Consider the following 11,841-nt stretch of genomic DNA (forward strand, 5'->3'; position numbering starts at 1 on the left):
AGTACCGCCATGACGTCCGAAGCACGGGGCCGGCGGCCGGGCATCGCTGCGCGACGGTTCGGCTACGCCGTCGCCGTCATCGTCAACCTCGTCATCATGTACCTGCTCGATGTCCGCCCGGGGTGGCAGGCCGCTTCGCCGCTGACCGATGCGACGACACAGGTGATCGGACTGGTGAACCTCTCGCTGCTGGCCGGCATCGTCGCCAACACCGTGTACGTCTTCGCCGACGGACCGGGGGTGAAACACCTCGGCGACCTCACCACGACGACGATCAGCATCGTCGTGCTCGTCCGGATCTGGCAGGTGTTCCCCTTCGACTTCGGCGCCTCGACACTGCCCTGGGGCGCCGCCACACGGGCCCTGCTGGTCGTGGCACTGGCCGGCAGCGGCATCGCCGTGCCCGTGCACGCCGTGACGCTGGTTCGCCTCGCGGTCGAACGGCTCGGTCACCCTGGTCCCGGTGGCTCCGGTCAGCACGCGCTCCGGTGACCGGCCGGGACCTTCGCCTCTGGGCCGGCCGGCCGCGGCGGTGGACGCTGGTGCCATGGTCATCCTCGCGTCCACCGGTTCGGTACCGATCGCGGCCCTGGCCCCGATCGCGATCGTCGCGATCGGCTTCGCCGGATACTGCCTGTACGACCTGAGCCGGTCCACTGTGCGCTATCTGCCGAAGTGGGTGTGGGCACTCATCTGCGTCGCGTCGATTCCGGTCGGCGGAATCGTGTACCTGCTGATCGGCAGGGATCAACGATGATCCTGACGACTGCCGGGCTGTCCAAGCGATACGGCGGCCATGTCGCCCTCGACGCGGTCGACCTCGCTGTGCCGGAAGGCGCCGTCTACGGCCTGGTCGGGCCGAATGGGGCTGGCAAGACCACGCTGCTGGCCATCCTGGCGGGCCTGCGCCGCCCGACCGCAGGCACCGTGTACTGTGGACGGTCGCGCCGGCGGGTCGCGCTGTTGCCCGACACGCCGCAGTTCGACCCATGGCTCACCGGCCGGGAGGTGGTCGCCCTCGCCCGGCACCTCGTTGCCCCGGAGGGGCCCGCGTCCCGCGTCGACGTGGTGCTGCGCGACACCGGCCTGGCCGACGCTGCCGACCGGCGGGTCGGCGGCTACTCCCGCGGCATGCTGCAACGCCTCGGCCTCGCCGCCACCGTGGTCGGCGACCCGGAGCTGTTGCTGCTCGACGAGCCGGCGTCCGCGCTCGACCCGGCCGGACGGCGCGAGGTGCTCGACCTCATCGGGCAGCTGCGGGTGCGGGCGACCACGCTGCTGTCCAGCCACATCCTGGCCGACGTGCAGGAGGTCTGCGACACCGTCGGGATCCTCCGCGCGGGCCGGCTGCTGTACCAGGGCACCCTCGACGCTCTGCTCGTCGGCCGGGCCGTTCCGGCGTACCACGTGCGCCTGCGCGACCCGGTGCGTCCGGTGGTCGACCGGCTGCGCCGCGAGGTGTGGGTCACCGGCGTCGACGAGCACGCCGGACCGTCCCTGCTCGTCGGGGTGCGGTCACTGGCCGAGGCCGAACTGCGGCTGCCGCAGGTCCTTGCCGCCTGCGACGCACGGGTGATCAGCCTCGCGCCCCGGGCCGCCGACCTCGAGGACGTGTTCCTGGAGTTGACCTCATGAGCCTCTGGCACCTCGAATGGCTGCGCCTGACCCGGACCCGCCGGCTGGTCGCGCTGCTGGGCGTGTACGTGTTCTTCGGCCTCACCGGGCCGCTGACCGCGCGGTACCTCAGCGAGATCCTCGGCTCGTTGAACACCGACGGCGTACGCGTCGAGCTGCCCGACCCCACACCGGCCGACGGGATCGCCCAGTTCGCCGGCAACGCCTCCCAGATCGGCGTGCTCGTGGTCGTCCTCATTGCCGCCTCCGCACTCGCCTTCGACGCGCGCCGGGAGATGGCGGTGTTCCTGCGCACCCGCATCACCGGTGTACGGGCAGTCATCATCCCCGCGTACACGGTTACCACCGGCGCGGCCGTGGCGGCGCTACTGCTCGGCACGCTCGCCGCCTGGTACGAAACGGAGGTGCTGCTCGGTCCGCTGCCGGTGGCCAGAGTGCTGGCCGGGATCGGGTTCGGCGCGGTGTTCCTCGCCTTCGCGGTCGCCGCGGTCGCCCTGGCCACTGCCGTCGTCCGCGGTGTCCTCGCCGCCAGCGGCGTCACGCTGGCCGTCCTGCTGTCCATGGCGATCGTCGGTGGTGTCGACGGCGTCGGACGGTGGCTGCCGACGACACTCTCCGGCGCGCTGGCCGGCATTGTCGGCGGCGCGGCACCGAGCTCCTACCTGCCGGCAACCGCAGTTACCGTCGCGTGCACCGCTGCAGCCCTCACCGGTGCGATCGTCCTTGGCGGGCGCCGCGAACTCTGAACTGCCAAGGTTCGCGGAATGACATGACGAACCGGCCGACCGATGGCCGGCCGCAGCGCCGCCACTGCGGTCGGGGAGCGAGAAGGTTCGGCATCCTGCGCGGCCTCGGGCGCTGGATGCGTGGGGCTACGTGGCGAGCGGTGGCCAAACCCCCCGACGTCCTACTGGAGCGTGGTCACACGCGGCTCACGGACGGCACAGGGTTCAGCACTGCCACCGGACACGCAGCACCGAGCATCGCGAACCGGGTGACAGGGCCGAGGAGCAGGTCGCTGCGAGCCTCGGACGACCGTGCGCCGACCACGAGCACGGCGGCACCCGCCGCCTGCCGGACCAGCTCCTCGCCCACGTTGGCGGCCAGCACCACTCGCCGCTCGACCAGGACGTCGGGAAACTTCTCCGACCAACCGGCGAGCCCTTCTGCAGGCACCCGGTCCGCCTCTGACCGCGCCACGGCGAGGTCGTACGCGAACGGATCGACGGTCGACAGCCCAGTGGCGGGCAATCCCGTCCAGACGTGCACGGCGACCAGCGGTACGCCGCGCAGCGCCGCCTCCGCGTAGGCAAAGTCCGCCGCTGCTGCTGAAAGGGTCACCCCGTCGACGCCGAGAACGACCGGCCCGCCGGCCTGGTAGCCGTGCCGGACCAGCACGACCGGCGCGAGGCAATGGCCCGCTATGCGCTGCCAGGCGTTGGTCGGGCCGCCTTCGGCGACGACCACGAGGGCGGCGTTACCGGAGCGGGCGATCAGCGTGTCAGCAAGGTCGCCCATCACCAGCGCCGTCTGGACCGACAACTGCGAGTGCCCGACCCTCACCGCGGCGACGGCGTCGACGAGCCGGCGGTGCGCGGCGGGTGCGCGGCGTCCAAGCCGCCGCCCGGCGCACATCGTCGGGTGCGGCCGGAAAGCGGCCACCAACTCAACAGGGTTGCCGCGCAACACAGCCTCCGCGCCGGCGAACCGCACAGCAGCCAAACCGGCTTCGGACCCATCGACTCCAACAATCACAGCACGGTCACGATGTCGCATCATGGCAGCCTCGCAATCAGGTCTCGACCTCAACTGGTGGGAGTGGCGCCGACCATGTCCACCCCAGCGCGCACTCGCACTCCGTCGTGAGACGGCGGCCTACCGCGCAGACCCGTGGCACTGAACCAGTCGTCACACATTGAGACTTGCCGAGGCAGCGCAGACCTGCCAGGGCCGAACGGCCCGGACGAAGCGGATGGCCTCGTCAACGGCAGGACGAGCAGCGTCGCAGCCGCCACGGGACTCGTCCATGCGCGCGAATTCCTGACCTCCAACCTTCTGATGGCGCCGGCGGGCGGGCATGTCCGGGGTGATGCGGACGCCACGCGATCAGTACGTATCAGACCTCGAGGAGCACCACGGAGAACACCGCGATGTAGACACCGACCGGACACGTAGAGACCCAGGCCGGCCATGTCCGAGACGATCGGCTTGCCTCTCCTGTCCGGCGACTACACGTTGTTCGGCGTAGCGGTCGTTGTCGCCGGGACCGCAATCATCAGCGCCGGCACGGATCTCTTGCTCCACAGCTACACCGTGCTCGGCGCAGCGGGCGTTGTCGGTGGGATTGCCGTTATCTGCGGCGGCATCACCATCCCGTATCGCATCGGTGCTATCGCCAAGGCCCGAGACGGCTGAGCGCGCTTACCCGGGAACCGACGAACGGCACCACGCCGCCCGCACGCGCTGTGCCACTGGGACCTCATCGCCGGGGCGGCCGACTGGCTGCGTGCAGGCCGTCGTTGGCGGCCTGCACGCGTCTTTTCGCGGTACCACGTGAACTGAACTGCCCTGCGCTGCCACCCGATCGGTGGTGCTTCGAAACTCAGGCCGGGCGACAGCTGCGGTGTCACCCGGTAAGGTCGGCGCGCGCCTGGGCGCCGCCGTTGGCGGTGACCGTCTTGGCCGTGGGCGGGGTGATGGCGGGGACCGGCCGGGAGGCGGCGGCCGCTTCGCGGGCGAGGAAGGTGCCGAGTTCGCCGATGGTGCTCATCAACGGTGCGGGGAACACGACCGTGGTGTTCTTGTCCACACCGATCTCGACGAGGCTCTGCAGGTTGCGAAGTTGCAAGGCGAGGGGGTGGGCCATCATCGTGTCGGAGGCGTCGCCGAGGGCCGCGGCGGCGAGGGACTCGCCTTCGGCGTTGATGATCTTCGCTCGCTTCTCGCGCTCGGCTTCGGCCTGCCGGGCCATCGCGCGTTTCATGCTGTCGGGCAGCTGGATGTCTTTGAGCTCGACCAGCGTGACCTCGACGCCCCAGTCGACGGTGGTGATGTCGAGGATCTCGCGGATGTCGACGTTGATCCGGTCGGTCTCGGACAGGGTTTCGTCGAGGGTGTGCTGGCCGACGACCTTGCGCAGGGTGGTCTGGGCGATCTGGTTGATCGCGGCGTGGACGTTCTCGATCGCCACGACGGACTTGGTCGCGTCCACGACGCGGAAGTAGGCGACGGCGGAGACGTCGACGCTGACGTTGTCGCGGGTGATGATGCCTTGGGACTGGATCGGCATGGTGACGATCCGCAGCGAGACGCGGTGCAGTTGGTCGACGATCGGGATGAGCAGCCGCAGCCCAGGCTCCCGCGCGCCGATCACCCGGCCGAGCCGGAACAGCACACCCCGCTCGTACTGCTTGACGATTCGGACCGCGAGGGCCAGCACCAGCAAGGCCACGACCGCCGCGATCACGAGGACGGTGACGAAGGTGTTCATTGACGCGCTCCACTTCGGTGTTCGCGTCCGGTCCGCGACCTGCGGGCACGGTAGGTGTGCGGCGCGGTGACCGGCGAGCGGGCCGTCCGCCAACGGTCCGGCCGCACGGTCAGCGCGCGCCGCTGCGACGTCCGGCACCGCGCCGCCTATGGGCGTCCTGTTCGCCGGACCTGCAGCCGGAGGGATCGACGTCTGACGGTCCTTCCAGGCCTCTACCGTCACTCGTGAGGACCAGTTCCGGCAGAGGCGAAGGTCCCGAGGCGACGGCTCACCTGACCGCCGCCCTCGGCCCGGGGCGGACAGCGCCGAACTGCCGCTTGTCGCACGTCGCGGCCGTCCGATCGGGCGCGTCCAGGCGCGCAGGCGGTAGCGTGGGAGTGCTGCCCCAGCCTTTGGCAGTCCGTCGGGAGCCCTGTCGCCTGCCCGGTGGAGTTTGAATTTGCCAGACTTGTGCGCGGCTCGCCGGCGTCGATGCCGGCGGTCAGGATGTGTCCGTCATGCGCGACTTCGGGATCGATGACCAGCACCACCCAAGCGCCGAGCAATTCGATGAGGATGCCGTAGGTGCGGTGACGTTCTCACAGGACGCCCGGCTGGAGCTGGATGATCTGCTGGAGGAGTTGATGCTGCGGGCGCGCGACGTGCAGGACACCCAGGGCCGGTTGCGTGGCCTGTTGCGCGCGTTCCTGGCTGTGGCTCGCGCCGACAGTCTCGACTCTGTCCTGCGGCACGTGGTCGAGGCCGCGCGGGAGCTGGTCGACGCCCGCTGTGCCGCCCTCGGCGTGGTCGACCGCGGCAGACTGACCCGATTCGTGCACACCGGCATGGACACCGACGTGGTGAGCAATGTCGGCCACCTGCCGGACGGCAAAGGACTGCTCGGCCTGCTGGTCGCCGCCGGACAGGACCGATGTCTCTCGATGGTGCCGCCGGTCACGGCGATGTTGGCGGGGGAGGGTCCCGAGGACAAGGAGGGCACGATGAAGCGAAGTGCTGCCGGCTGGTTCCTGGCTGAGTTCGGCATCGCGTTCGTCGCCGGCGTCGTCGGCGCGATGATCGCGGCACATCGGCACGCTGGAGCGGACGGTGCCGAGCATCACGGCACCAGGGCACTCGCGCAGGAGGCGGAGCCGGACCTGCTGCTGGTGTCCTGAGGCGCAACCGCCCGCGTTGCCCCGACAATGGCACCGGGCCCTGTTCGACGGCGTCTGTCCGGTGGCGGCCCGGCGAGGCAGCAGCAGCCGGCTGACGCTGTCATCGGATCAACGCCGGCTTGCTCCGCTCGCCGGCCGACCAGCCACGTCCCATTGGGGGGCGCGCCGTGTCGGCGGCGGCTCGTGGGTGTCGTCGTTTGCGTACGCGATCCGGTCGACGACGCCGACGACACCCGGCACCGCACGGGCGAGTTCCGACACCATCTCCGCCGTGCTACGCCGATCAGTCGAGCCTGTCAGCGTGACGACGCCATCGTTCACGTCGACCCGGACCTGCGGCGCCGTGTGCGCCAGGACCCTGCGCAGGACCGGCCCGGCCAGTTCGTCACGGCCAGCCCGGTCCGGCGCCGACCATGACTGCCGGACCTGATGACGGGTCAGGGTGCCGACAAACTTCCCGTCGCTGGTGACGACCGGCAGCAGTTCGAGTCGCGTCGCGTCCATGAGCCGGGCGGCGGAGAGCACTGACATCTCCGGAGCGACCGTCACCGGCACCGTGCGAGTCATCACGTCCCGCACTGTAAGCGCAGCCATCTCACCATCCCCGGGGCAATCCTCGACAAGTCAGCCTAATGTCCAATGTGGACGATATGACGCGAGCGTGCGGAGATAGTTGGCGCGCTCGTATGCCGCGGGGTCGCTCGTCCGGTCGCGCCGCGCAAGACCTCGCAGGCCGTCCACCGAGTCGTATCCGCGCTGAAGCATCCAGGCGGTCAGTTCGGCCTCCACCGTGCCGATGTATGCGGGGCCGTGGCGCAGGAGCGCGGAGGCCATCATCACCACGTCCGCACCCGCCAGCAGCACCTTTGCCGCGTCCTGCCCGGAGTGCACGCCGGTGGTGGCCGCGAACGACGTTGCCGGCAGGACCGGGGTGAGCAGAGCCAGCCAGCGCAGCGGAAGCCGCAGTTCACTGGGGTCGGACAATGCCACCCGTGGACGCACGTCGAGCGTGTCGAGGTCGATGTCCGGCTGGTAGAAGCGGTTGAACAGCACCAGGCCGTCAGCGCCTGCTTCGACCACCTGCCGGCAGAAATGCGCGGTGGCCGACAGATACGGGCTGAGCTTCACCGCCAGCGGCACCTCCACCGCGCCACGCACGAGGCGCACGACGTCGAGGTACCCCTCTTCGACACGGCTGCCGCTACGCCACGGGTCGGCGGCCACGGCGTACAGATTCAGCTCGATTGCGTCCGCGCCGGCCTGCTCCAGCTGCTGTGCGCACGACACCCAACCGCTCGGCGTCGTGCCATTGAGGCTCGCGATCACCGGGATGTGCAATGCTGCCTTGGCGCTCGCGGTGAGCTTCGCGTAGCGGGCAGGACCGCCGCCCTCGAACTCCAGATCCGGCAGGGAATCCGGGCGTACGGCGTCCGGGTCTGGCCATGTCGTCTCGTCCGCCTCCTCCTCGAACAGCGACGGCAGCACGACCGCCGCGGCGCCGGCGTCCTGCAACGCGAGCAGCCCGTGTAGGTAGGCGGTTGCCGGCGACGCGCTCGCCACGAGCGGCGAACGCAGCGACAGTCCGAGGTAGGTGGTGCGCAGGTCTGTCATGGCTCACCTATCGACCCTTCGGCGGCCGGCTGCCGGCGGCGCACATGTTCCGGCTCGCCCTGCGGCAGCCACGGATGAACGGCACCCGCCGCAGGGGCAACCGGACGGGAGTGCGGGTCCGTCCTGACAGCGGCGGACCGATGGTCCGATGCCTCGTGGACCACGTTCGCGCTCACCGCTTCCACCTCGTTCGCCATGTCGCGGCAGGTGCCGCATGCCCTAACCTCGCACAGCCCCCAGGACGGCGTTACGGCTGAACGTCCCGAACCGTATGGGACCTCCGGCACTGGCACGCGCGGCGGACCGGCATCGCAGATGACACGACTGCCGGATGCGGACCGCGACCAGTGACGATTGACCCCTGGACCCCGGGCGGTCCGGCCCTGCCGATCTGGCGGCTCGTGGCGTGTGATGTACGGCGGAGGAGGAGCCGTGACTGCATATCCCGTTCACGTGCGCGCCCGGCCAGATGCACCCAGCCGCTGGCTGTGGCTGATCAAGTGGCTGCTGCTCGTTCCGCACTACATCGTGCTGGCGGTGCTGTGGGTGGCCTTCGTCGCGATGACACTGGTCGGCTACATCGCCGTACTGTTCACCGGCCGCTTCCCACGCGGCATCTTCGACTTCAACGTCGGAGTGCTGCGGTGGAGCTGGCGCGTCGGGTACTACGGCTACCAGGTGCTCGGCACCGACCGGTACCCACCGTTCAAGCTCGCCCAGGACCCGGACTACCCCGCGGACCTGTACATCGACTACCCCGACCGTATTCCCCGCTACCAGCCCCTGGTCGCCTGGCTGCTCGCCCTGCCGCACGCGGTCCTGCTGGGCGCGATCGCAGGCTCCACCTGGCAGGTGTACGACAACGGGAGCTGGGTCGCCCAGACGCGGATCAGCCTCGTCGGCGCCGCGGTCCTGATCGCCGGCATCGGGCTGGCCGTCACCGGCGAGCACCCGCGCGGCCTCTACAACCTGCTCACCGGCGTCGCCCGATGGGGCCTGCGGGTGGTCGCCTACGTCGCGCTGCTCACCGGGCGGTATCCACCGTTCCGGCTGGACCAGGGCGGCGACGAGCCAGTGGATCGGGACGCGCCTCCGCCGGCAGGAACCGGCACGGTCGCGCCGTGGATCTCACCCACGGCACCGCAGCCCCCGCCGCCGACGCCGGCACCGGGATCCGCGGCCACCATCACCCGGGTGTTGGCGCTGTGCGTCGGCGTGCTGGTCATGCTGGTCGGTCTCGTCGCAGGTCTCGGCGGTGGCGTGCTGCTGACCGTCGATGCGGCCCGCAACGCCGACGGCTACGCCACCACCAGCAGCCTGACACTGACCACCCCGACCGCGGCGGTGACCAGCTCGGATGTGACGATCGAAGGCACAGACACGTGGCGGTTGCGCTGGGGCGACTTCGGCAAGGTCCGGGTCACCGCGACCGGGCAGGGCGAGACGCCGCTGTTCCTCGGTGTGGGCCGCGCTGCGGACGTGGAGCGGTGGCTGTCCGGCACTGGCCGCGACGAGCTCACCCGGGCCTGGGGCCAAGGGGACACCGCGGCCTACCGCCGCGTCGGCGCAGATGTGCGCCCGCTGAGCAGGCCGGGCGACCAGACGTTCTGGGTGAGCCAGACCAGCGGGACGGGAACGATCCAGCTGGAATGGGATGCGCTTGCCTCGACCGGCAGCTACGTCTTCGTGCTGGCGAACGCTGACGGCAGCCTCTCGGTCGCCGCCGGAGCCCAGCTGGGCGTCAACGTCCCCGCGCTGGTGCCGCTGGGCAGCGGCCTGCTGGTCACCGCCGGGCTGTTCATCCTCATCGGCTTCGCACTGATCTACGGCGGGGCCTCCGGCCTGGGCCGGCACCACAGTGGATCCCCGGCGGCGGTCGTCCCGACGCCGCCTGCGGGACCGACGGGCACAGCCACGGCCGGCCCCCCGGTCGGCACGGCCGAAGCGACCGCACCGAAAGCAGCCCCGTGACCGAAGGTCGGTCGGAGGACGCCGCACAGGCGGCCGGACGTGCGATGCGATCAGGGTGGCGGGCAGGTCATCGACCAGCCCGCCATCCCGCTGAGGATCAGCGCGCCTGAGCCCGGGACGCGGTTTGGTTCGTCGTTGTCATCGTCGAATTCCATGGATGCTCCCGTTTCGTTCGTCGCCGTGCAGCACCAACCGCGACCACAGATGGCCGTCTCACGGGCGGCAGCGACTGACGCGTCCAGCGAAAGGGCTCCGGTCGGCGGGCAACCGGCGTCAGGGTTGATGGGTCGCCGCTGGGTGCGTCGCCCCGGCGGCGGTTCGCTGTCTCACCCGGGGCGGCACGGCGGTGCGCGGCCGGCGATCGGCGAGGCCCACCAGCGTCGCCACAACCGCACGTAGCGATGCATCACCCGGCTCCGCTGCGGCCCGGACGCGCGATCGGGCGGGACGGACCCGGCCGGCTGGCGGACGCCTTCGAGCCAGCGCCACCACAGCAGCCCTTCCCCGGCCCCCGATACACACGTGCGCGGCGATCCCGGCGAGCAGCAGTGGCGAGGACGGCCGCGTCGCCGTACTGGCACCGAGCGGCACCCGGTCGATGACGACGAACGCGATGATCGACAGCCCGCTCGCCCACATGACGGCCGCGCGGGTGGCACCGCGACGCCCGGCCGCCGCGACGGCAGCCACCAGGGAGACCAGGACAAGGCATCCGGCTAGCGCGGACGCGGCGACCCGGTCGTGGACGTGCGGCACACCGGCGGCGATCCCGTGCGCGGCGTCGTGGGTGTGGGCCAGCAGCCGGCCTGTCAGCAGCTGGGCACCGAGGCATCCGAGCACACCGGCGGTCAGCGCCGGTGCCGCATGCAGGTACCGGGCAGCACCGTGGACGTACCTGCTGGTGGCCGTCACACGTCGCCCCTCAGGGTGGTCGGTCTGCCGAACGCACGTCGTAACCGGTACCTGACGGACAGCCGCCATGACCGAGGCGAGCCGCCTGCCGGATCAGCCGCCCGGTCCGTGGCCGCCGGGCGCGGTGCGCAGCACCTGCAGGCGGCGGGTGTACTCCTCGTCGTCGATCTCGCCGCGGGCGAACCGGTCGGCGAGCACCTGCTGCGGTGCGGGTGTCTGCCCGCCCGCCGGGCGAGGCCGCCCGATATAACCCATGGACCGTGCCAGCACCACGACGCCGGCGATGATCAGACCCCAGAACAGCAGGCCGCTGACGGACATGAAAAGCATGCCCCAGCCACCCATGCCATTGCCCCAGTACATCACGGCGATCCTCCATCCACCTGTCGGGCCGGCGCGCTGCGACCCGGGATCCCCGTCGTGGGGACACCTTCACCGTGCGCCCATCGATGCAAGCCGGGTACGGGCGGACGGCACGCCCGGCAGGGCCGAAGGTCTCCACCCCGCGGAAACCTTCATATGTGAGCGCGCCGCAGCAGGCGCGGGCGAGGCGGTGGCGACTGTATCTGTCGGCAGCCTGGCCGAGGTCGGTGGCTTACGAGGCGCCGGACCTGCCGCCGAGACCTCGGCCCCAGGCCGGCGCCTCGCCACGGCCAAACGGCCTGCCGGTTCGGGAATCCCGGCCCTGACCGGCCGCCGTGGCACGCGGGAACCTCAGCATGTGGCACCGGCGCGGTGCCCGTCCTCCGATCACCCGTGAAGGGTTGCCATGACCGTCGACGGCAACGAACACGCCCCAGGACTCCACAGCACTACGGCAACCGCGAACCACAAGATCGACGCGGCGGTTGCGAGCCGGGTGGCGGACACCATCCAGCGGCGTCAGCGCGTCATCGCGGCACTCGATCGCGCGGAGGCGCACGGCCACGCGGTCAGCATCGCCGAGATCACCAGGGTCGCCGCCATCCACCGGGTTTTCCTGTACCGGCACCGCGACCTCCTCGACCGCTTACGGGCGATGCAGACCGCGGCGCCGACCACCTGAGACCCGCTCGGACGGCGGCGGTG

General features: G+C 70.8%; 14 protein-coding genes. 8 read left to right on the top strand and 6 right to left on the bottom strand.

Features of this window, described 5'->3' with window-relative positions; translation table 11 throughout:
* Nucleotides 1-9 precede the first annotated feature (9 nt).
* The 4 genes from OHA72_RS56835 to OHA72_RS56850 are packed head-to-tail and all read left to right on the top strand — an operon-like array spanning nt 10 to nt 2,381.
* Nucleotides 10-492 (top strand): hypothetical protein, encoded by a 483-nt coding sequence (locus OHA72_RS56835; RefSeq protein WP_327004423.1) that lies wholly within the window; start codon nt 10-12, stop codon nt 490-492.
* 55 nt (nt 493-547) lie between these two features.
* Complete coding sequence (locus tag OHA72_RS56840) at nt 548-757, top strand: PLDc N-terminal domain-containing protein (protein WP_327004424.1); 210 nt, start codon at nt 548-550, stop codon at nt 755-757.
* A complete protein-coding gene (locus OHA72_RS56845; RefSeq protein ID WP_327004425.1) occupies nt 754-1,635 on the top strand; it encodes an ABC transporter ATP-binding protein in 882 nt (293 codons plus the stop codon). The genes OHA72_RS56840 and OHA72_RS56845 overlap by 4 nt, the downstream gene beginning before the upstream one ends.
* Nucleotides 1,632-2,381: a hypothetical protein gene (locus OHA72_RS56850; RefSeq protein WP_327004426.1), complete on the top strand. Its 750-nt coding sequence runs from the start codon at nt 1,632-1,634 to the stop codon at nt 2,379-2,381. Before OHA72_RS56845 ends, OHA72_RS56850 begins: the two co-directional genes overlap by 4 nt.
* 175 nt (nt 2,382-2,556) lie before the next feature.
* On the opposite strand, the gene OHA72_RS56855 is transcribed toward OHA72_RS56850, so the two are convergent.
* On the bottom strand, nt 2,557-3,411 hold the full coding sequence (locus OHA72_RS56855) for a universal stress protein (protein WP_327004427.1): 855 nt from the start codon (nt 3,409-3,411) through the stop codon (nt 2,557-2,559).
* A 414-nt stretch (nt 3,412-3,825) separates the two neighbouring features.
* Here OHA72_RS56855 and OHA72_RS56860 point away from each other — a divergent pair, with 414 nt between their 5' ends.
* Complete coding sequence (locus OHA72_RS56860; RefSeq protein WP_327004428.1) at nt 3,826-4,050, top strand: hypothetical protein; 225 nt, start codon at nt 3,826-3,828, stop codon at nt 4,048-4,050.
* 211 nt (nt 4,051-4,261) lie between these two features.
* Here OHA72_RS56860 and OHA72_RS56865 read toward each other — a convergent pair whose 3' ends face one another.
* Nucleotides 4,262-5,125, bottom strand: a complete 864-nt coding sequence (locus tag OHA72_RS56865; protein WP_327004429.1) for a slipin family protein — start codon at nt 5,123-5,125, stop codon at nt 4,262-4,264.
* 497 nt (nt 5,126-5,622) lie between these two features.
* On the opposite strand from OHA72_RS56865, the gene OHA72_RS56870 reads away from it, so the two are divergent.
* Complete coding sequence (locus OHA72_RS56870) at nt 5,623-6,279, top strand: hypothetical protein (RefSeq protein ID WP_327004430.1); 657 nt, start codon at nt 5,623-5,625, stop codon at nt 6,277-6,279.
* 108 nt (nt 6,280-6,387) lie between these two features.
* On the opposite strand, the gene OHA72_RS56875 is transcribed toward OHA72_RS56870, so the two are convergent.
* Together OHA72_RS56875 and OHA72_RS56880 are read right to left on the bottom strand one after the other, a co-directional pair.
* Nucleotides 6,388-6,846, bottom strand: a complete 459-nt coding sequence (locus OHA72_RS56875) for a BON domain-containing protein (RefSeq protein WP_327011864.1) — start codon at nt 6,844-6,846, stop codon at nt 6,388-6,390.
* A gap of 57 nt (nt 6,847-6,903) precedes the next feature.
* On the bottom strand, nt 6,904-7,890 hold the full coding sequence (locus tag OHA72_RS56880) for a dihydroorotate dehydrogenase-like protein (protein WP_327004431.1): 987 nt from the start codon (nt 7,888-7,890) through the stop codon (nt 6,904-6,906).
* Between the two features lie 432 nt (nt 7,891-8,322).
* Between OHA72_RS56880 and OHA72_RS56885 the strand changes: the two genes are divergently transcribed.
* A complete protein-coding gene (locus OHA72_RS56885) occupies nt 8,323-9,861 on the top strand; it encodes a DUF4389 domain-containing protein (protein WP_327004432.1) in 1,539 nt (512 codons plus the stop codon).
* 273 nt (nt 9,862-10,134) lie between these two features.
* On the opposite strand, the gene OHA72_RS56890 is transcribed toward OHA72_RS56885, so the two are convergent.
* Complete coding sequence (locus OHA72_RS56890) at nt 10,135-10,773, bottom strand: hypothetical protein (RefSeq protein ID WP_327004433.1); 639 nt, start codon at nt 10,771-10,773, stop codon at nt 10,135-10,137.
* Between the two features lie 93 nt (nt 10,774-10,866).
* Nucleotides 10,867-11,136, bottom strand: coding sequence for an SHOCT domain-containing protein (locus OHA72_RS56895; protein ID WP_327011865.1), 270 nt, complete (start codon nt 11,134-11,136; stop codon nt 10,867-10,869).
* A gap of 406 nt (nt 11,137-11,542) precedes the next feature.
* Here OHA72_RS56895 and OHA72_RS56900 point away from each other — a divergent pair, with 406 nt between their 5' ends.
* Nucleotides 11,543-11,818: a hypothetical protein gene (locus OHA72_RS56900; RefSeq protein WP_327004434.1), complete on the top strand. Its 276-nt coding sequence runs from the start codon at nt 11,543-11,545 to the stop codon at nt 11,816-11,818.
* Nucleotides 11,819-11,841: the final 23 nt, after the last annotated feature.

It is taken from the genome of Dactylosporangium sp. NBC_01737, from assembly GCF_035963215.1.
Taxonomy (GTDB): domain Bacteria; phylum Actinomycetota; class Actinomycetes; order Mycobacteriales; family Micromonosporaceae; genus Dactylosporangium.

Excerpts from the sequence above, each read along its gene's own strand:
- OHA72_RS56835 (WP_327004423.1), top strand. The coding sequence starts at position 10 with ATGACGTCCGAAGCACGGGGCCGGCGGCCGGGCATCGCTGCGCGACGG.
- OHA72_RS56875 (WP_327011864.1), bottom strand. The coding sequence starts at position 6,846 with ATGACTCGCACGGTGCCGGTGACGGTCGCTCCGGAGATGTCAGTGCTC.
- OHA72_RS56900 (WP_327004434.1), top strand. The coding sequence starts at position 11,543 with ATGACCGTCGACGGCAACGAACACGCCCCAGGACTCCACAGCACTACG.
- OHA72_RS56895 (WP_327011865.1), bottom strand. The coding sequence starts at position 11,136 with ATGTACTGGGGCAATGGCATGGGTGGCTGGGGCATGCTTTTCATGTCC.
- OHA72_RS56845 (WP_327004425.1), top strand. The coding sequence starts at position 754 with ATGATCCTGACGACTGCCGGGCTGTCCAAGCGATACGGCGGCCATGTC.
- OHA72_RS56855 (WP_327004427.1), bottom strand. The coding sequence starts at position 3,411 with ATGCGACATCGTGACCGTGCTGTGATTGTTGGAGTCGATGGGTCCGAA.
- OHA72_RS56850 (WP_327004426.1), top strand. The coding sequence starts at position 1,632 with ATGAGCCTCTGGCACCTCGAATGGCTGCGCCTGACCCGGACCCGCCGG.
- OHA72_RS56870 (WP_327004430.1), top strand. The coding sequence starts at position 5,623 with ATGCGCGACTTCGGGATCGATGACCAGCACCACCCAAGCGCCGAGCAA.
- OHA72_RS56840 (WP_327004424.1), top strand. The coding sequence starts at position 548 with ATGGTCATCCTCGCGTCCACCGGTTCGGTACCGATCGCGGCCCTGGCC.
- OHA72_RS56860 (WP_327004428.1), top strand. The coding sequence starts at position 3,826 with ATGTCCGAGACGATCGGCTTGCCTCTCCTGTCCGGCGACTACACGTTG.
- OHA72_RS56880 (WP_327004431.1), bottom strand. The coding sequence starts at position 7,890 with ATGACAGACCTGCGCACCACCTACCTCGGACTGTCGCTGCGTTCGCCG.
- OHA72_RS56865 (WP_327004429.1), bottom strand. The coding sequence starts at position 5,125 with ATGAACACCTTCGTCACCGTCCTCGTGATCGCGGCGGTCGTGGCCTTG.